The following is a 19,309-nucleotide window of genomic DNA, read 5'->3' on the forward strand; positions in this document are numbered from 1 at the left end:
TCGACCGGCGACGGGCCGCTGCGGTGATCCGGTGATCCGCTACTCCCCGGCGCCCATGGTCACCGGATCGCCCGTGCGGACGGTGCCGGGTTCCACTACGTCCAGGTAGACGCCGACGCAGGACAACGGGCCGAGGGTGAGGACCGGGACGCGGTGCTCGCGGGCCACCGTGCGCATGATGCCCGGGTCGGAGGGCAGTTCGCCGTGGCGCAGGGTCGGGACCACGCAGCGGGGGGTGGGGACCGTGACCCGGAACAGGGCCTCGCCGATCCGCAGTGTCGCGCCCGGCCAGGTGTCCTCGGGGAAACCGGGGCCGCCGGGGAGGTCGACCACCAGGTTCGGCCGGAAGCGGCGCGGGGCGAAGTCCCCCGCGGGATACACCTGCTGGAGCCGGCGCAGGCTCGCCGTGGTGACGAGATGGACCGTGCCGTAGTCGAAGAAGGTGCCGGGGGCGACGCGCCCGGAGGTGATGAGGTCCCCGGTCTCGTCCGGGGCCGCCGTCGCGCGCAGCACGTCCGGCAGGCCGCCCTCGTACGCGGGCACCGCGCGCTCCAGGGCGCCGTGCCCCGACGGCTTGTCCGACACGGACACCTGACGGCCGAGCAGATCGGAGAGCCGCGCGTCCAGTTCCGCGGCCCCGGCGGACAGGACGGTGCCGTCCGGCAGTTCGACCCGGACCGCGCCGGGGCCGGTCAGCCGGCCGTGGCAGCGCAGCAGCGGCTCCCACTTGCGCGGATGCTTGGCGCTGCCGATCGCGCCACCCGCGTCGAGCACCGCGAACATCCGGTCCCCGGCCAGCCCCCGCTCACCGACCCGCACGGCCGTCAGCGCCTCGCCGAGCATCGATTTCACCGGGTACCGGCGCAGCGCCGTCACTGTTCCCGGCACCGCCGTCACTGTTCCCATCCGGCGATTATGCGATCTTCCCGTCTCCGCGGGGTGGGGTGTGGTCGTCAGATCCGGGCGGAGAGGCGGCGCAGCCTGCGGTCCAGGCTGTGCTGGAGGGCCGCGGTGTGTTCGAAGAGGTAGAAGTGGCCGCCGGGGAACTGGGTCGCGCCGAGGAAGTCGGTGCAGTGGTCGGCCCACGCGGCCATGTCGCCGGGTGCCACGATGGGGTCGGTGGTGCCGCAGTAGGCCGCGACCGGGCAGGGCGCCGGTTCGCCGTCCTCGCGCAGGCTGCCCGCGGCCAGGAAGTCGGCGCGCAGCGCGGGCATGATCGAGGCCAGGGTGGCCGGATCGAGTGTCGCACCCTCCGGCATCAGACCCAACTGGCCTACCCGGTCGAGGAGTTCGTCGTCCGACATGGTGGCGACACGGGCCAGTTCGGCGGCCGGTTCCAGGGCCGGGGCCCAGGCCGAGACGCCGAGGAGCGCGGGGGCCTGCAGCCCGTTCCACGCGGCGGCCACGGACAGCCGGTAGGCGAGCAGCGCGCCGAAGCTGTGGCCGAACAGCAGATAGGGCCGGCCGTCGAGTTCGGCCTCGAACACCTCCAGGAGCGCGTCCAGCAGGGGCTCCACATCGGTGAACGGCTCCTCGTCCGACCTCTCCTGGCGGCCGGGCAGTTGCAGGGTGCGTACGTCCATGGTGGAGGGCAGGGTGGCGGCCCACGCCTGGTAGGCCGGGGCGGTGCCGCCCGCGTGCGGGAAGAGGAACACCTGGTGGTCGGCGTGCGGGTCGGCCCCGGCGGTGGTGAACCAGCGGGCGCGTCGGGTGCGGCCGGCGGTGCTCATGTGCTCTCCTGATCTGTCTGGCGGGCCGTGGACACGAGTACGTCCGCGATCTCCCGCAGGTGTGTCTCCGGTCGCAGCGAGCCGATGCGGAGCAGGATGTGCCGGGCGCCCGCCCGCACGTAGTCGGCGAGGCGCTGCGCGCAGTGCTCGCTGGGCCCCCACGCACAGGCGCGCATGGCCGACATCTGCTCCAGGGCGCGTCCGTAGCAGTGTTCGAGATAGTCGTCCAGCTCGACCCTGGCCCCGCGCTCGTCCGGGCCGACCGTGACCGTGAGATACAGGGCCGGGGTCACCGCGCCGGCCCGGCGTCCCGCGCGCCGGCAGAGGTCCTCCAGACGGCGCCGGGCACCGGCGTAGGACTCGGCCGAGGTACGGGACGACAGCCAGCCGTCGTAGAGGCGCGCGGCCCGTTCGAGCGCGCGGGCGCCGTCGGCGCCGGCGGCGAGCCACAGCGGCGGTCCGTCCAGCGCGGCGGGGCAGATCAGCCGGTCCAGGCCCTCCTCCTGCCAGTGCCGGCCGGTGAAGTGTGTGGGCGCGCCGGGCCGGGTGCTGCTCCAGGCCGTCCGCCACAGCGCGGTGACCTCGTCGACGGAGCCGGCCCGGGCGGCTGGCGAGGCGCCCACGGCGGCCAGTTCCTCGTCGGTCTCCGGTACCGGGAAGCCGGATCCCACGCCGAGCACGAGCCGGCCGGAACTGACCTGGTCCAGGCTGCTGACCATGCTCGCGGCCACGAGCGGGTGGCGCAGCGCCGGTGTCATGGCCGCGGTGCCCAGCAGCACCCGGCGGGTCACCGCGCCGACGGCGGACAGCACCACCAGGGGGTCGAGCCGGGGGCGCGCGGTGAGCGAGTCGCCGGTCCACAGGGAGTCGAAGCCGAGCTGTTCGGCGCGTCGCGCGAAGTCCAGCAGGGAGGAGGCGCCGCGCTCGCCGAGGATCGCCTGCTCCCGGGTCGGCAACAGGACCCCCACACGGAGCGGCTGACGAACGGGCCCCATCACACACCTCTTTCTCGGTCGCGGTCGGCGGTACCCGCGATCCAAGCAACCGCACCTGACAGGTTCCTGATCGTCCGATGAAAGCGGTCCCGGCAATTGGAAAACCGTTAATGCAGTGCCTTAACCGGCCGTGGCTGGGCTCGATAATCAGCACGATGGGGTGGCGAACACGCAATGATGACGTCCGAAATGCACCAGTTCACCCCGATATCACCGACGGAAATCAGCATTGTTGCAATGGACACGCACTGGCCTGGAAGCGACGGCCGACTCTGCTCGATACTTGCGGTTGCGAAGGTTACTGGAGTCAATTAAAGGAACCGCGTACGGCTCGGCAGGAGGAAAAAGTGATCACCTATTCGAAGTTCGAGGACGCTCATCCGAACAACGACCGGAGACTACATTCCGGGCCTACGGGACCGGACGTTTCCCTGACGCGTCCGGTCTGCGCATTCCTGGGCCCCCTGGAGGTGCGCACCGGCGGTCGTACACACACCGTCGGCGGCAACAGGCAGCGCACCCTGCTGGCGGCGCTGCTGGTGAGCCCCGGCCGGCCGCTGGCCGCCGAGCAGCTGTACACCGAGCTGTGGGGAGAGAACCCCCCTCCCACCTTCGAGAACTCGCTCCAGGCCCACGTCTACCGGTTACGCCGGACCCTCCAGCAACTGGCCGGGCCGGACGGCCGGGCACCCGAACTGCTCACCCGCTCGTCGGGGTACGTACTGGAGCTGGGCGACGAGGAGACCGACGCGGCGGCCTTCCGGCGCCTGGTCGGCCAAGCCCGCGCCTGCGCCCGGCACACCCCCGACCAGGCGCTTCACCTGCTCGACGAGGCACTGGCGCTGTGGCGCGGTGCGCCCTTCCAGGACGTGGCCCAGGGGCCCATGTCGCAGAGCGTGGCGCTGGCCCTGGAGGAGGAGCAGCTGTGCGCGGTCGAGGACAAGCTCTGGCTGGAGATACAGCTGGCGGACCCGGTGCACAGCATCAGTGAGCTGAAGCGCATGCGCACCATCCACCCCTGGCGGGAGCGGCTCACCGAGATGCTCATGCTGGCCCTGTACCGGACCGGGCGGCAGGCCGAGGCGGTGGAGACGTACAACAGCACACGGCAACGGCTGGCCAGCGAGCTGGGCATGGAGCCCTCGCTCAAGCTGCGCCAGCGGCTCCAGCAGATCCTCAACCAGGCGCCCTCGCTGGACGCCGCCGTGCCCGCCTAGCGGCTCGGCGGCCCAGCGGCAGGCAGCGACGAGGCTGCGGCAGTACGCCCGGAAACCGCCGGGGGCGTACCGCCGCAGCCTCGTTCCTCGTTTTCGGGCCCGGCCTCGTCCGAAGGAGTCCGCGGCGCGTCAGCTCCGTGTCAGCGCTTCGCGCGAGACTATTCCTCGCGCATACCCCGCACAGGAAGTCGACACGAGCACGAAGAGAGCGCTGTCAAAGCATTCTTCGATGCTTTTCTCCTTCGAGTCGGCGAGGGTTTACTTGTCGCATCCTTTTCTATTGCAATCACTGTGAGCAAATGTAGCTCTTCGGTCCATCAGTCGTTCTTCAGCCGTCGATCAGCAGCCCTGTCCAGGGTGGAGCGCGAAGAGGCACTACGAAGGGGATGACTATGGACGAGGACTTCGAGATCGTCATCATCGGCGCCGGGATGTCGGGCCTCGGCATGGCCGCCCGTCTCAAGGAGACCGGCCGGCACACGTTCACGGTGCTGGAGAAGGCCGCCAGGATCGGCGGGACCTGGCGCGACAACACGTACCCCGGCGCGGCCTGCGATGTGCAGTCCCACCTGTACTGGTACTCCTTCGGCGAGCAGCCCGACTGGAGCCGCACCTACGCCGGGCAGCCGGAGATCCTGCACAACCTCGAACGGTTCGCCGAGAGCCAGGGGCTGATGGAGCACATCCGCTGCGGCACCGAGGTCACCCAGGCCACCTGGTCGGACGAGGACGGCCGCTGGCTGCTGCGCACCGCGCGCGGCGAGCGGCTGCGGGCCCGGGCGCTGATCACCGCGTGGGGACAGCTCAATCTGCCCGCCTGGGCGGCCATCGAGGGCGCGGAGCGCTTCACCGGGACCCAGGTGCACACGGCGCGCTGGCCCGAGGACCTGGATCTGACGGGCAAGCGGGTCGCCTGCATCGGCAGCGCGGCCAGTGCCGTCCAGCTGGTGCCCGCCATCGCGGCGGACACCGAGCGGCTGACGGTGTTCCAGCGGTCCGCCAACTACCTGCTGCCGCGCCAGGACCAGGCCCTGAGCGACGAGGAGCGCGCCGAGCTGCTCGCCGAACCGCACCGCTACGACGAGCTGCGCGAGGGCCTCTACCGTGAGCGCGACGGCTGGGCCGTCGGCCTGCGCGACGACGGCAACCCGGTGCGGGACGAGTTCCTGCGGGTGGCCAAGGATCATCTGGCCGCGCAGGTCGCCGACGAGGAGCTGCGCGACCGGCTCACCCCCGACTACGCGTTCGGCTGCAAGCGGGTGCTGATCAGCGACGACTACTACCCGGCCGTCTCCCGCGACAATGTCGAGCTGGTCTCCGAGCCCATCACGAGGATCGAGCCGGAGGGCATCAGGACCGCGGACGGGCGGCTGCACGAGGTCGATGTGATCGTGCACGCCACCGGCTTCCAGCCGCTCGACCGCACCGGCGGGGCGGAGATCGTCGGACGGAACCTGCTGACGCTGCGCGAGGCGTGGAAGGACGGCCCCGAGGCGTATCTCGGGGTGTCGGTCAGCGGCTTCCCGAACATGTTCATGCTCTACGGCCCGAACACCAACCTGGGCCACCACTCGATCCTGTTCATGGTGGAGTGCCAGATCGACTACGTCCTCAAGGCGCTCGGCTCCCTCGGCGGCGAGCCGAACCGCATCCTGGACGTCGACCCCGAGGTGCAGCGCCGCTACAACGAGGAGCTCCAGCGGGACCTCGCGGGCACAGCCTTCGCCGCGGGGTGCGCGAGCTGGTACAAGACGGGCGACGGGCGGGTGGTCAACAACTGGCCCGCCAGCATCGAGGCGTACAAGGAGCGCACCGCCGTCTTCGAGCCGAAGGACTACACCCGCTAGGCGGTTCTCGTCCCGCTCCGGGGCGGGGCCGGCCGGGGCCCAGGGCGGCACCGCGGCCGCGTCGCGTCCGGCGGCACCGAGCGGTGGCAACTCCTCGGGGCCGCCCGGGCGTTCACGGTCGCCGCGCCCCGGCCGGCGGCGCCCGCGCGGTCACGTTCCCCGCTTCGGGCGACGCCCTCTTGTTCCGATCCCGGGAAGGAAAGAGACCATGGCCCACGACATCGACCCCGAGCTCGCGGCGGCGCTGGCCGCCCTGCCCAAGGCCCCGAACGGCGCCCTGCTGGACCTCTCCGACATCCCCGTGTGCCGCGAGCGGGTGGCGGCGGCCGAGGAGTGGCTCCCCGCGCCCGAGCCGGACCCGCGCGTCAAGAGCGAGACGCTGAGCCTGCCGCGCGCGGACGGGACCGTGCTCGACGTGCTGATGTTCCATCCCGGCGACCCCGACCGCGCCCGCCCTGCCCTGGTCCATTTCCACGCCGGCGGGCAAGTGCTCGGCAGCGCCCACGACCGCACGGCCCGGGCGTACTGCGCGGACCTGGCGCTGCGGCTCGATGTCGTCCTGGCCGCCGTCGACTACCGGCTGGCGCCGGAGACTCCGGCGCCGGGCGCGGCCGAGGACGGCCATCTGGCGTACACGTATCTGACCGCGCACGCCGCCGAGCACGGCATCGACCCGGACCGGATCGGGCTCGCGGGCGCGAGCGGCGGCGGGGCGGTCGCCACGGCCGCCGCGCTCATGGTCCGCGACCGCGGTGAGCGCGCCCCGCGGCTGCTGTCGCTGCTCTACCCGATGCTCGACGACCGGGGCGTGACGCGCTCCAGCCGGGAGATCACCGACCTCGGTGTCTGGGACCGTCAGGAGAACCTGTACGCCTGGGCCGCGGTGCTGGGCGACCGCGTGGGGGCGCCCGATGTGCACCCGTACTCCGCGCCGGGCCGCGCCACCGATCTCGGGGGCCTGCCGGACACGTTCATCGCGGTCGGCCAGTTCGACGTCTTCCGCGACGAGGACATCGACTTCGCGCGGCGGCTGATCGCCGCCGGGGTCCCGGTCGACCTGCATGTCTACGCGCACGCCTTCCACTCATGGGACGTGTTCGCGCCGCACTCGGCCCTCGCCAGGACCTTCGAACAGACCTGGCACGACTATCTGCGCCGCCATCTGCACGGCTGAGCCCGGTCGGACGGCCTGAGCGGACGCCCCCGGCCGGGGGCGTCCGCTCAGGCCGTCCACACCCGCACCGCTTCACCGGCGATCTCCACGAACTGCCGGGATCATCCTGGGCGGTCCGGGTCGTGTCGAAGCTGGTCCCGGTAGTACGCCCGGCCGCAGAGCCGGACCCGGCCCGGACCGTCGTCCAGGACGCCTCTCGTCGTCGGCTGGCTCGACAGGTGACCGGGCCCGCACCGCGGTCCGCGCGTTGGACACATCCAGCCGGTTCCAGTCAGTGCGAAGCACCCGGCACACCGGCCGTCCGGTACCGCTCACCGGCGCCAGGAAAGCGATCTCCCCAACGCCCGCCGGCACCGGGACCTCCCGGACCCCGCCGTCGCCACCGGTCAACGCTGTTCCCGTACGACGCCGGCCCGCCCCCTCGGTGAGGTGGCGGGCCGGCGTCGTACGCGATGTGCGGTCAGCTCTTCGCGGCGGCGAGTTCGTCGCGCACCGCCCGGCGCAGGACCTTGCCGCTGGGGTTGCGGGGCAGGGCGTCGGCGAAGTCGTACGACGTGGGCATCTTGAAGTCCGCGAGCCTTCCGCGCAGGAAGAGGTGCAGGTCCCTGGCGCCCGCCTCCTGACCGGGCTCCAGGACCACCCGGGCGTGCACGGACTCGCCCCAGCGCTCGTGCGGCAGGCCCACCACGGCGGCGCCGGCCACGGCGGGGTGCCGGGCTAGGGCGTCCTCGATCTCCTTCGGGTAGACGTTCTCGCCCGCCACGATGATCATGTCGTTGACGCGGTCGCGGACGTAGAGGTAGCCGTCCTCGTCGAGGTAGCCGGCGTCCCCCATGTGCACCCAGCCCTCCACCACGGTGCGCTCGGTGGCCTCGGGCAGCCGCCAGTAGCCGAGCATCCGGGCGGGGGTGCGCACACAGACCTCGCCGACCTCGCCGGTGGGCAGCACCCGGCCCTCGGGGTCCTCGATGCGCACCTCGATCCCCGGGTAGGGGCGGCCCGCCGCGCGCAGTCGCGGGCTGCCGGGGACATGGTCGGCGGGCGGCAGGCAGACGGCGAAGTTGCCGGTCTCGCTGCTGCCGTAGATCTGGAGGAAGTCGCAGTCCATGAGGTCGATCGCCCGGCTCAGCAGGTCCTCGCCGATCGGCGAGCCGCCGTAGACGATCTTGCGCAGCGAGCCGAGGGCGCCCCTGGCGGCGGCCGGTTCCAGGAGCATCAGCTCCAGCATGGCGGGTGCCACGATGCCGGTGGTGACCTTCTCCTCCTCGATCACCCGCACCGCGTCGGAGCTGATGAAGGCGGGCAGCGACACCACGGTGACACCGGCGTTGAACGCCTGCATCGCGTAGGAGAGGCCGCCGATGTGGAAGCCGGGCAGGCCGATCAGGCTGCGGTCGCCGGGCTTCCAGTCGAGCCAGTCCAGGCCGTTGTCGTCCATCGCCTCGGCGACGTTGAAGAAGCTGCGGTGCGGCAGGACGACGCCCTTGGGCAGCCCGCTGGTGCCGCTGGTGTAGATCTGCACGACGGGGCTCTCCGCGTCGTCCGGCACTTCCCGGCCGCCGGGCTTCCGCGGGCCGGCACCCGCGGACACCGCTTCCTTGCGGGCGGCCAAGGACTCGGAGCCCGGCGTGTCGGCGTCCAGGCAGAGCAGGGTCCGCAGCGTGGGCAGCCCCTTGCGCACCTCGGCGGCCACCGGCAGGTGCTCCTCGTCCACCAGCAGCACCTGGGTGGTGGAGTCCCGCAGGATGTGGTCCACCTCCTGGGGGGTCAGCCGCCAGTTGACGGGGACCAGGACCGCGCCGGTGCGGGCACAGGCGAAGGCCAGCTCCCAGTACTCGACGGCCTCCTTGCCGAGGTAGCCCACCCGGGCGCCGGGCACGACGCCTGCCGCGCGCAGCACCTCGGCCGTACGCGTGCTCTCCCGGTCCAGTTCCCGGTAGGTGAGCGACCGTCCGGCGCAGACGACGGCCGGCTGGTCGGGCCGGAGCGCGGCCTGGCGGGAGATCACTTCCCCCAGGGTCCGCGATCGTGTGGCTGTGGTCATCGGTGTGCTCCCGTTCCCGCCTCGTGTGCCGGTGCCTCGGCACCGGACAGCAGTTCTTCGATGTATGCGCCGAGCAGGTCCACGCCGGGCCGGTCGAAGGTGACCGACGCGGGCAGCGTGATCCGGAAGGCCGCCTCCAGCGCGTTGCGGATCTCGACCGCGTTGAGCGAGTCCATGCCGAGGGCGGCCAGTTCGGCGTCGGGTTCGATGTCGTCGGCCGACTCGAAGCGCAGCACGTCCGCGAGCCGGGCCCGCACGATGGCGTTGATCCCGGCCGAGCGGGCCGCCCCCGGGGTGTCGGCCAGGGCGTCGACACCGGTCGGCGTCCCGTCCGCGGCGGATCCCGAGACCAGTTCGGCGAAGAGCGCGCTGGGCGCCCTGCGGGCCACGAAACGGTTCCAGTCGCAGCGGCCCATCAGGACCTGGGCGCGCCCGGCGTCCAGCAGCGCGGGCAGCGCGTCGGTGGCCTCGTCCTCGTCCAGGAGCGTGATGCCCTGACCCTCCCAGCTGCGGACCAGCGAGGAGCTGAGCTGCCGACCCGGCTCCCGGGGCGCCCAGGGGCCCCAGTTGACGGCGGTGGCGGGCAGCCCGGCACCGGCGCGCTGGGCCATCAGATGGTCGAGGAAGGCGGCGCCCGCACCGGCACCGGTCTGCGTCGCGGCGCCGAACAGGGCGCCCGCCGTGGAGCAGCCGAGGAAGAAGTCCAGCTCGGGCAGGCCGGCGGTGGCCTCGTGCAGCAGCCAGGCGCCGTAGACCTTGGCCTGGAACACGGCGTCCAGGCTCTCCCAGGTCTGCTGGGCGAGTGGCAGGTCCCGCGCGGCCTCCTGGGCGGCGTGCACGACACCGCCCACCGGGGGCGCGGTGGCGGCGAGTTCGGCCAGGACGCGGGTCAGGTCCGCCGCGGAGCCGAGGTCGCAGGCGTGGACCTGGACCGTGACGCCGTCGCCGAGGGCCGGGGCCGGGCCGCCGGTGCGGCTCAGCAGGGCCAGATGGCGGGCGCCGAGGGCCACCAGGCGGCGGGCGAGAGCCCGTCCGACCATGCCCGTCGCGCCGGCCACCACATAGGTGCGGTCGGGTCGGACGGTGAGGGGACGGGAGTCCGCGGGCACGGGGTCGGCCGTGCGCAGCCGCCGTACCCAGCGCCCGCCGTCGCGGTGGACGATCTCCAGCTCGCTCTCCTGGGCCGCCAGGCACTCCCCCACCAGTCCCGCGGCGCCGTCGGCGCCGGGTGTCAGGTCCAGCAGGGTCACCCGGTAGCCGGGGAACTCCGCGCCCAGCGCGCGGCCGAAGCCCCACAGGGTGGCCGCGGCCGCCGGTTCGGTGTTCTTGTCGCCGGGCAGGTGCTGGGCGCCCTCGGTGACCAGCCACAGCCGCTGGCCCCGGCCGAAGCCCGAGCGGGCCAGCGTGTCCAACACGGCCAGCAGATCACGGTAGTTGGCCTCGGACTCGGCGCGCAGCCGCGCCGCTCCCGTCTCCTCGCCGGTGTGGGCGCGCCACAGCCAGCAGACATCGGTGGGCGGCTCGCCCGCCAGCGCCCCGGCGAGGGCCTCGGGGTCGGGTACGACATCGAGGGTGACGCCCTGGGCCGCGGCCGTCTCGGCGAGGGCGCGCGGCAGCCGGTCCGTGCCCCCGGCGACGAGGACGCGCCGTCCGTCGCGGCGGGTGTCCGGCAGGGTCTGCGCGACCCAGTGCTGCTCGTAGAACAGGCCGCCGTTCGCGCCCTGTTGGTCCTCGCCGGTCCGCTCCGCCTGCCAGGCGGCCTCGGCGGCCCGGCGCTGCGGGGTGGGCAGCCAGTACCGCTTGCCGTCGAAGGGGTACGACGGCACGGGGATCCGGCGTCGCGAGGCGCCCTCGTGGTAGCCGGTCCAGGAGATGGGCACGCCCGCCTCGTACGCCTTGGCCAGGGACCGGCGGACCATGTCGCCGTCGCGGTCGTCCCGGAAGGTGCTGCTCAGCCAGACGTGGTCGGCATCGCCGGCCGAGGTCCTGGCCAGCGCGGTGAGCGCGCCGGAGGGGCCGAGCTCGACGAAGACATGCCGACCGCGCTGGTCCACCGCCTGGACACCGGCCTCGAACTGCACCGGTTCGAGCAGGTGGCTGATCCAGTACTCGGGGTCCGCCATCTGCCGGCCGCGGGCCACGCGTCCGGTCACATTGGAGACCAGGGCCATGCCCGGGGTGCGGAACTCGACACCGGCGAGGACCTCGCGGAACGCGTCGGTGATCTCCGCCATCAGCGGCGAGTGGTAGGGCACGGCGCCCTTCAACGGGGTGAATTTCACGCCGCGTTCGGCCAGTTTCCGACCCGCGTCGGCGAGCGAGTCATGGCCGCCGGTGAGCAGGCACTGGCCGGGTCCGTTGACGGCGCCGATGGTCAGGTCCGGGTAGTCCTCGATCAGCGGGGCGATCTCCGCGGCGGGTGCGCCGACCGCGGCCATGCCGCCCTTGCTGCGCAGTGCCTCGCTGAGCCGGCCGCGGGCGGCCACCAGGCGGGCGCCGTCTTCCAGCGAGAACAGTCCGGCCACCGCGGCGGCGGCGAACTCGCCCAGGCTGTGGCCCATCAGCACCGAGGGGCGGACGCCCCAGGACAGCCAGAGCCGGGCCATCGCGTATTCCAGGCTGAACAACGCGGGCTGGAGGTAACGGGGTTCGTGGATGCGCTCGGGTGCCTCGCACTCGCCGCGGATCAACGCGCCGAGCGGGACGCCGAGCAGCGGGGTGAGGATGGCGTCGCACTCGTCCAGCGCGGCGCGGAAGACCGGGTACTGCCGGTAGAGCGCGGCGCCCATGCCGGGGTACTGGGTGCCGGTGCCGGAGAAGAGGAAGGCCACCTTAGGGGCGCTCGTCGAGCCGCCGCGGGCGCTGCCCGCCGCCAGGGACTCGACCCGCTTGCCCAGGGCCCGTACGGCGCCGTCCCGGTCGCCCACCACCTCGGCGATCCGGTAACGGAAGTGCGCGCGCCCGGTGTTGGAGGTGCGGCACAGGTCCGCGAGCGGGGTGTCGGGGTGGCGGTCCAGGTGGTCGAGGTAGCGCTCGGCGAGCCGGCGCAGCGAGGCGCGGCTCTTGGCGGACAGCGTGAGCACGGCGCTCGGGCGTGTCTCGGCCTCCGCTTCCTCGGCGGGTGCGGGCGGTGCCTCCTCCACGATGACGGAGGCGATCGTTCCCGTCACGCCGAACCCGTTGACCATCGCGCGCCCGGGGCCGGTGCCGGGCCAGGGGCGGCACTCGGTCGGCACGGTGACGGGCGCCTCGTCCCAGGCGATGCGCCGGGAGGGGGTGACGAGGTTCAGGTGCGGGAAGACCGTACGCTCCCGCAGTTGGAGCACCGCCTTGATGAGCGAGCCGGCACCGGCCGCGCCCTCCATGTGCCCGATGTTGGTCTTCAACGAGCCCACCACGATGGGCCGTTCCTTGGTGTGCGACGTCGCGAACACATCGCTGATCGCGTCCATCTCGGTGGGGTCGCCGAGCGCGGTGCCCGTGCCGTGGGCCTCGACGTAGTGGATGTCGCCGGGCGTGAGCCGGCACCGGGCCAGGGCGGAGCGCATGACCTGTTCCTGGGCGGCGCCGTTGGGCGCCGTCAGGCCCGCGCTCTCGCCGTCCTGGCCGACCGCGGAGCCCCGGATGACGGCGTGCACGGTGTCGCCGTCCCGCAGCGCGTCGGACAGCCGCTTGAGGACCAGCACCCCGCAGCCCTCGGCGCGGGCGTAGCCGTCGGCCCGCTCGTCGAAGGTCTTGCACTGCCCGTCGGCGGAGAGCACCCCGCCCAGCTTCAGGATGGTGTGGTTCTGCGCGTTGTGGATGACGTTGACACCGCCGCTCAGCGCGATCCCGCACTCGCCGCCGCGCAGGGCCTGCACGGCGAGGTGGGTGGCCGTCAGCGACGAGGAGCAGGTGGTGTCGACGGTCAGGCAGGGGCCGCGCAGCCCGAGGAAGAACGACATCCGGCCCGAGACGGCGCTGTGGGTGAGTCCGGGCGCGAGGTAGCCGTCGAGGTCGGCGGGGGCGAGGTCGGTGGACTCGAAGATGTAGTCGAGGGTGGTGACGCCCATGAACACGCCGGTGTCGCCGTGCCGCAGCGAGGTGGGGTCGATGCCCGCGTGCTCCAGCGCCTCCCAGGCGGTCTGGAGGGCCAGCCGCTGCTGGGGGTCGATGTAGGGGGCCTCCTTGGGGGAGATCGAGAAGAAGGCGGCGTCGAAGCGGTCGACGTCATGGACGAAGCCGCCGCTCGGCAGCTCGCCGTCCTGCCCGTCGGCTTCCGCGCCGTCGCCCGGGGCCATCTGACGGCGCTCGTCGGCCGGCAGCGGTCCGATGCCCGAGCGGCCCTCGCGCAGGAACTCGGCGAATGTGTCGACGTCGTTGTTCCCGCCCGGGATACGCAGCCCCATCCCCACGATGGCGATGGGTTCGTATTTCTCGCGTTCCAGGGCGGCGAGCGCCTCCGCGTTGGCGGCGAGCGCTTCCTCCTTGCGTCGCAGTTCGGCGAGTACGGCGGCCAGTTCGGCCGCCGTAGGATTCGATGTGTCCGACATTTATTCCCTCCGGTCAGGAAAAAGATCACGCACAAAGATGGTCGATCAACTGACCGGCGGTCGGATGGCCGAAAAGGGCGGCTGTCGAAATCTCGCGACCCAGCTTCCGCTCCAGGGAAAGCTTCACCTCGCTCAGCCGCAACGAGGTGAGCCCCAGGTCGAAGAAGCCCACGTCCAGGGCGAACTCCTCGCGGTCGGTCATGAAAAGGGCGCTCCTGAACTCCTGCACCACCAGGTCCTCGATGAGCTCCCGGCGCTCGTACTCCGGCAGGTGATTGAGCTCCTCCACGGCGGGAAAATCATGCGACATCCACGTCACCGCCTCTCTACGAATCGACTGCTTCAGAACCACCGAACCAGCCCTTCCTGATAGTGAACTGATAGCCGGCTGATAACGGTTCGACTTTCCTCGGCAGCGCTCCGAACCCCCTTCGAAAATGACACTCGACCGGTTTACCGCCACCTCATCGGTGCTATGTTTCCGGGCATGGAAGAAAACGAATTCGATCTGGTCGGTGAATTAGACAGGACACTGAAGGCGCTCGGCCTGTCGCGTGACGGCGCGGTCAGCGAACTCGTCGTGCGCGGGCAGGATCCGCTGGTGCCCTCGACCATTCGGCTGGGCTCGGCCATGGGCATAGCCCTGCTGTCCGCGGCCGTCGGCGCGGCACAGATATGGGAGAGCGCGACGGGCCGCCCGCAGCGCCTCGGCCTGGACCTCGGGCAGGCCATGCACCAGCTCACGCCGTACCTCGGCGGCGGCAACACGCTGAACGGCTACGGCTCCAACATGGGCAGCGTCCTCGGGCTCGGCGGCGGCCTCGCGCCCGCGCTGTGGGACCTGTACCGCACCGCGGACGACCGCTGGGCCATCCCGATCGCCTGCTATCCGAGCACCCGCGACGCCTTCCTCGACATGCTGGGTACGGCGCACACCCGCGAGCACATCGGCGCGGCCGTGGCGCGGCGGATCTCCTGGGAGCTGGAGGAGGAGGCGGCGGACCGGGGTGTCCCCCTCGCGATCATTCGCAGCCGCGAGGAGTTCCTCGCGCATCCGCAGGGCCGGGCCGTGCTGGACGAACCCCTGGTGGCCGTGGAGCGGGTGGGTGACGCCCCGCCGCGTCCGCTGCCGGCCGGTGCCCAGCCGCTGTCCGGTCTGCGCTCCTTGCAGTTCACCCATGTCTTCGCGGGCACCGCGGCCGGCCGGGTCCTCGCCGAGCAGGGCGCGGACGTGCTGCATGTGTGCGAGCCGAACGCCTTTGACCACGATCTGTGCTGGAACGAGACCGGGGTCGGTCTGCGCTCGGCCCGGCTCGCCCTGGACTCCGGCGGCGACGGCCGGCGCGCCTTCGAGGAACTGCTGCGCACCGCGGATGTGTTCATGCACAACCACCGGGCGGGCAAGATGTCCCGGCTCGGGCTCAGCCCCGAGGAGTGCGCCGAGATCTCGCCCGGCATCATCCATGTGTCCGTGCGCGCCTACGGCCACAGCGGCCCCTGGCGGGACCGGGGCGGTTTCGACCAGCACGCCCAGGCGCTGACCGGCGTCAACTGGAGCGAACGGCGGGACGGGCGACCGCAGTTGCCGCCCGGCCGGATGCTCAACGACTACCTGGCCGCGTATCTCGTCGCCGCCGGTGTCATGAGCGCGGTCCTGCGCCGTGCCCAGGAGGGCGGCAGCTACCGGGTCCGGGTCTCCCTCGCCGGGGTGTCCAACTGGGCCTATCAGCTGGGCACGTTCACCCCCGAGCAGGTGGAACGGCTGCTTCCCGCCACGCCGTTGGCCCCTGCGGAGCGCCTCACCCGGGCGACCCCGCTCGGTGAACTCTCCCTCGTGGCGCCGCCGGTGACCCTGAGCGAGACCCCGCCGGCCTGGCGCGGCCCGCTCCTCGTCCCCCGCGGCTCCTCACAGCCCCGCTGGCTCGACGACGAGTCCTCCTGACCCTCCTCCCCCACCTTGCCCCTTGCGCCGTCCCGCCCCAAGGAGAGACCCCATGTCCCGCATCCCCTGCCTCGACACCGAGGCGCTGCCCGAATCCCTGCGCTCGCTCAGCCAGGGGCGCATCATCAACGTGTACCGGACGCTCGGCCACGCGCCCCGCTCGGTCACGCAGATCGCCCGGCTCGGCGCCGCGCTCTTCGCCGACGCCAGCCTGAGCGCGATGGACCGCGAACTCCTCATCCTCACGTACGGCACGGTGTTCGAGGCCGAGTACGAGTGGGCGCAGCACGTGCCCATCTCCCGGGCCGTGGGTGTCACCGACGAGCAGCGTGCGGCCCTGCGCGCCAAGCGCTACGACGCCGAGGTGTTCACCCCGGCCCAGCAGGCACTGGTCACCTTCGCCGCCGCCGCGGCCGCCTCGCCCCTCGTGGACGACGCCCGTTACGCGGCCGTCAGCGCCCACTACACCGAGGAACAGATCGTCGAGACCCTCGTCCTGGCGGGCTTCTACTACCTTCTGGCCCGCGTCTGCACCGTCCTGGACGTCGAGATCGACGCGGCGGAGAGCGACGAACTGGTACGGATGGCGCAGAGCATGCATGCCAACTGAATCCCCGCCGACGCACGACGGACCGGGGCGGGCGGGGCGGACGGGGGCCACCTCGCGGCATCCGGTGCGGGCCTGCGGCATGCCGACCGGGCCGACTCGCCCCACAGGCAGGGCCGCGGCTCTCTCACCGACGTCACGGCCATGGCCCGCCGGTGGAACGGCATCCCGCCCGACGGGCGGTCCGTACGCCGTCCGCAGTCCGTCCGCTCGCGGGTCGGCCTTGGTGGCGACCGGCGCGGGCAGCACCCACCGCTCCGGCGAGGCGGCAGCGCTGAAGGCACCGCCTCGCCGGTCGGCGTGGGGCCGGGAACCGGCTCGAACATTGCCCCGGTCCGTCGGTCGGGGCGACAACCGGTCCGGGCGCTGCCCCAGCCGACCCACCGCTCCACCGACCTGACGTACAGGCGAGAAGGCCAGAAGGCGAGCAGGCCGGCAAGCCCATCGCTCACTGCCCCTGCCCGCCCCTCGCCACCCCCACTCAGTCCGCTCAGCCCACCTACGCCTCCGCCGTCGCAGAGTCCGTCACGGTGATCGCGCCCACCGGGCACGCCCGGGCCGCCTCGCGGACGTTCGGGTCGCCCGCGCCGTCCTCGCGGCCGGGGATCAGCATGCTGAACCCGTCGTCGTCCTGGGTGAACACACCCGGCGCGGTCAGCGCGCACTGGCCCGCGCCGATACAGACGTTCTTGTCGATCTCGATGTGCATGAGCTGAGCCTCTTACCAGGTCACGGGGAGTTCCAGCATCCCCTGGATCGTGTCGCCGGGTTTGAAGGGAATCTTCTCGGCGGGCGCGGCCAGCCGCAGTCCCGGCAGCCGGGTGAGCAGGGTGCCGAGGGCGATCTCCAGCTCAGCGCGGGCCAGGTTCTGGCCCAGGCACTGGTGGATGCCGAACCCGAACGCCACGTGGTGGCGGGTGGGCCGGTGGAAGTCCAGGGCGTCGGGTTCCTCGTACTGACCCGGGTCCCGGTTGATCACCGACGTGGAGAAGAAGACGCCCTCACCGGCCCGGATCGTGGTGCCGTCGATCTCGATGTCCTGGAGCGCCACCCGGGCCAGCCCGTCGGCGATGGACAGCATCCGCATCAGTTCCTCGACGGCCGCGGGCAGCAGCGCCGGATCCGCGCGCAGCTCGGCCAGCCGGCCGGGGTTCTGGAGCAGGGTGAAGGTGCCGAGGGAGATCATGTTGGCGGTCGTCTCATGGCCCGCGACCAGCAGGATCACCGCGAGCGAGACGACATCGGCGCGCTCCAGTGTGCCCTGGCTCAGCTGCTGGTGGACGAGGTCGTCGAGGACGCCGTCACCGGGCTCGGACTGCCGGGCCTTGGCGTCGACGAGGCCGCCCAGATACTCCTCCAGGCGGTCGCGGGCGCCCTGGCTGTCCGCGGCGGTCGGCCCGCGCAGCAGCCGCCTGGACTGCTCCTCGAAGAACTCGTGGTCGGCGTAGGGCACGCCGAGCACATCGCAGATCACCATCGACGGCACGGGCAGCGCGAAGGCGGGGACCAGATCGGCGGGCGGCCCCTGTTCGATCATCGTGTCCAGCAGGCCGTCCACGATCCGCTGGATGGCGGGCCGCAGGCCGCCGGCGCGTTTGAGGGTGAACGACGGGATCATCATCCGCCGCTGCCGCTGGTGCTCGGGGTCGTCCTGGCCGAGCAGCGCCACCCGCCGGTCGCGGACGCCCTCGAAGCGGGGGGAGATCGACGGGAACTCGCCGCGGCGGCGGTCGCTGGACAGCCGGGGGTCGGCGAGCAGCGACCGGGCGAGGGCGTGCCCGGTGACCATCCAGACCTCGCGGCCGTCGTACAGGGAGACGCGCGCCAGGGGCCGGGCCTCGCGCAGCGGGGCGTAGCCGGTCGGCGGGTGGTAGGGGCAGTTGCGGTCCTGGGGGAAGGCGACGGGGTCGGCCGGGGTCGCCGGGCCGGTGATGTCCGTCAGTTCCGTCATGGAAAGACCTCGCAGACGAAGAAGTGCGTCGTGCCGATCTTCATTAGATGCCTCAGGCACCTATGGGTCGATGACAAGTTCAGCCACTTCAAGGATCCTCCCGATCCGTCCGAATCGCGAAGGTAGGAGGGTCCGGTTCCGGCCAGACGGCGCAACCGCCGCTCACCGTGCCCCGGCGGCCCCCTCGTGCGGGGCGAAGGCGCGGGCCACGGCGAGGCTGTCCTCGTACACGTGGTGGCGTACGACGAAGCCCTCGCGGACCGTGAGACGCAGGGCGAACCGGGCGGTGTAGGAGCGGCCGGTCGGCGCGGCCGTCTGCCGTATGACGCCGAGGACGACCGCGTCCTCGCCGTCGACCAGGACCCGCTCGACGCCGGTGTCCGCCTTCTCGGGGACATGGTGGGCGGCCAGCTCCCGGAAGTGGGCGGCCGCGTCGGCGCGGGTGGCGCGGTGCCGGATCCAGGGGGTGTCCGGGCGGCCGTGCTCCTCCTCGGGCCAGTCCAGCCGCCAGTCGCAGTCCTCGGCGTACAGCTCGGCGATCCGGTCCGGGTCGCCCGCGCCGATCCTGGCCAGGAGTTCCTGGACCGCGGCGCGGGTGTCGGGGGTGGGGTCGTACGTCATGGCGGGCGCTCCCGGGGTCTGGGACGGTCTCGGACGGCGACCACTGTGTCAAGGGCGGTGCGGGTGACGCGATGACCGCCGAGGTAATGATCGCGGCGGTGCGGGGAAGCACGGTACGGATGAAGCATGCGCGCGCCGGTGTTGAAACCGGTGCACATGCATATGTGGAAGCGACGAAGGGGACGGATCCATGCCTCTCAAGGGTGAGTACGAACCGAGCCCGGAGCAGTGGGTACGCGATCAGGTGGAGTTGTACGAGAGCTCCGGCGGGACGAAGGGGAACACCCTGCTGGACACCGGGATGCCGGTCATCGTCCTGACGACGCGGGGTGCGAAGAGCGGGAAGATCCGCAAGACGCCGCTGATGCGGGTGGCGCACGACGGCGCGTACGCCGTGGTCGCCTCGCAGGGCGGCGCGCCGAAGCACCCGGTGTGGTACTTCAACATCAAGGCCGATCCGCATGTCGAGTTGCAGGACGGCCCGGTCAAGCAGGACATGCGGGCCCGTGAGGTCACCGGCGACGAGAAGGCCCGGTGGTGGGAGCGGGCGGTCGCCGCCTACCCGCCGTACGCCGAGTACCAGCAGAAGACCGACCGGGAGATCCCGGTGTTCGTGCTGGAGCCGGCCGAGGGAAGCTGACCGGCGCCG

The 19,309-nt window shown here is 72.2% G+C and carries 15 protein-coding genes; 6 read left to right on the top strand and 9 right to left on the bottom strand.

The genetic code is table 11. The features are described 5' to 3' along the window. Nucleotides 1–39: 39 nt before the first annotated feature. The 3 genes from HEP81_RS03545 to HEP81_RS03555 are packed head-to-tail and all read right to left on the bottom strand — an operon-like array spanning nucleotide 40 to nucleotide 2,698. The gene (locus HEP81_RS03545; RefSeq protein ID WP_037652476.1) at nucleotides 40–906 is read right to left on the bottom strand and encodes an MOSC domain-containing protein; all 867 of its coding nucleotides are present in this window, start codon (nucleotides 904–906) and stop codon (nucleotides 40–42) included. 47 nt (nucleotides 907–953) lie between these two features. Then, entirely contained in the window at nucleotides 954–1,730 is a 777-nt protein-coding gene (locus HEP81_RS03550; protein WP_037652474.1) for a thioesterase II family protein, read from the bottom strand. Beyond that, nucleotides 1,727–2,698: an LLM class flavin-dependent oxidoreductase gene (locus HEP81_RS03555; protein WP_243279275.1), complete on the bottom strand. Its 972-nt coding sequence runs from the start codon at nucleotides 2,696–2,698 to the stop codon at nucleotides 1,727–1,729. Before HEP81_RS03555 ends, HEP81_RS03550 begins: the two co-directional genes overlap by 4 nt. Before the next feature lie 497 nt (nucleotides 2,699–3,195). Between HEP81_RS03555 and HEP81_RS03560 the strand changes: the two genes are divergently transcribed. The 3 genes from HEP81_RS03560 to HEP81_RS03570 all read left to right on the top strand — a co-directional run bounded on the left by HEP81_RS03560 (nucleotide 3,196) and on the right by HEP81_RS03570 (nucleotide 6,963). Then, nucleotides 3,196–3,942, top strand: coding sequence for an AfsR/SARP family transcriptional regulator (locus HEP81_RS03560; protein WP_243279276.1), 747 nt, complete (start codon nucleotides 3,196–3,198; stop codon nucleotides 3,940–3,942). Between the two features lie 392 nt (nucleotides 3,943–4,334). Further along, a complete protein-coding gene (locus HEP81_RS03565) occupies nucleotides 4,335–5,789 on the top strand; it encodes a flavin-containing monooxygenase (protein WP_051849942.1) in 1,455 nt (484 codons plus the stop codon). A gap of 208 nt (nucleotides 5,790–5,997) precedes the next feature. Continuing rightward, a complete protein-coding gene (locus HEP81_RS03570; RefSeq protein WP_051849941.1) occupies nucleotides 5,998–6,963 on the top strand; it encodes an alpha/beta hydrolase in 966 nt (321 codons plus the stop codon). 460 nt (nucleotides 6,964–7,423) lie between these two features. Here HEP81_RS03570 and HEP81_RS03575 read toward each other — a convergent pair whose 3' ends face one another. From HEP81_RS03575 to HEP81_RS03585, 3 genes are read right to left on the bottom strand one after another with little or no spacing between them, the layout of a single operon-like run. Then, on the bottom strand, nucleotides 7,424–9,007 hold the full coding sequence (locus HEP81_RS03575) for a long-chain-fatty-acid--CoA ligase (protein WP_037652467.1): 1,584 nt from the start codon (nucleotides 9,005–9,007) through the stop codon (nucleotides 7,424–7,426). Next, a complete protein-coding gene (locus HEP81_RS03580) occupies nucleotides 9,004–13,539 on the bottom strand; it encodes a type I polyketide synthase (RefSeq protein WP_051849940.1) in 4,536 nt (1,511 codons plus the stop codon). Before HEP81_RS03580 ends, HEP81_RS03575 begins: the two co-directional genes overlap by 4 nt. Before the next feature lie 25 nt (nucleotides 13,540–13,564). Beyond that, complete coding sequence (locus tag HEP81_RS03585; RefSeq protein WP_239695583.1) at nucleotides 13,565–13,891, bottom strand: acyl carrier protein; 327 nt, start codon at nucleotides 13,889–13,891, stop codon at nucleotides 13,565–13,567. 135 nt (nucleotides 13,892–14,026) lie between these two features. On the opposite strand from HEP81_RS03585, the gene HEP81_RS03590 reads away from it, so the two are divergent. Both HEP81_RS03590 and HEP81_RS03595 read left to right on the top strand, forming a co-directional pair. Continuing rightward, nucleotides 14,027–15,481, top strand: a complete 1,455-nt coding sequence (locus tag HEP81_RS03590) for a CoA transferase (RefSeq protein ID WP_157854334.1) — start codon at nucleotides 14,027–14,029, stop codon at nucleotides 15,479–15,481. A gap of 52 nt (nucleotides 15,482–15,533) precedes the next feature. Next, a complete protein-coding gene (locus HEP81_RS03595) occupies nucleotides 15,534–16,091 on the top strand; it encodes a carboxymuconolactone decarboxylase family protein (RefSeq protein WP_037652462.1) in 558 nt (185 codons plus the stop codon). Nucleotides 16,092–16,587: 496 nt separating this feature from the next. Here the strand turns inward: HEP81_RS03595 and HEP81_RS03600 are convergent, their stop codons facing one another. The 3 genes from HEP81_RS03600 to HEP81_RS03610 all read right to left on the bottom strand — a co-directional run bounded on the left by HEP81_RS03600 (nucleotide 16,588) and on the right by HEP81_RS03610 (nucleotide 18,660). After that, a complete protein-coding gene (locus HEP81_RS03600; RefSeq protein WP_037652461.1) occupies nucleotides 16,588–16,797 on the bottom strand; it encodes a ferredoxin in 210 nt (69 codons plus the stop codon). Between the two features lie 12 nt (nucleotides 16,798–16,809). Continuing rightward, nucleotides 16,810–18,039: a cytochrome P450 gene (locus HEP81_RS03605; protein WP_037652459.1), complete on the bottom strand. Its 1,230-nt coding sequence runs from the start codon at nucleotides 18,037–18,039 to the stop codon at nucleotides 16,810–16,812. 162 nt (nucleotides 18,040–18,201) lie between these two features. Beyond that, on the bottom strand, nucleotides 18,202–18,660 hold the full coding sequence (locus tag HEP81_RS03610) for a nuclear transport factor 2 family protein (RefSeq protein ID WP_037652457.1): 459 nt from the start codon (nucleotides 18,658–18,660) through the stop codon (nucleotides 18,202–18,204). A 190-nt stretch (nucleotides 18,661–18,850) separates the two neighbouring features. Here HEP81_RS03610 and HEP81_RS03615 point away from each other — a divergent pair, with 190 nt between their 5' ends. Continuing rightward, complete coding sequence (locus HEP81_RS03615; RefSeq protein ID WP_037652455.1) at nucleotides 18,851–19,300, top strand: nitroreductase family deazaflavin-dependent oxidoreductase; 450 nt, start codon at nucleotides 18,851–18,853, stop codon at nucleotides 19,298–19,300. The last annotated feature ends 9 nt before the right edge of the window (nucleotides 19,301–19,309 follow it).

This window comes from Streptomyces griseofuscus (assembly GCF_014673495.1).
Classification (GTDB): Bacteria; Actinomycetota; Actinomycetes; order Streptomycetales; family Streptomycetaceae; genus Streptomyces; species Streptomyces murinus.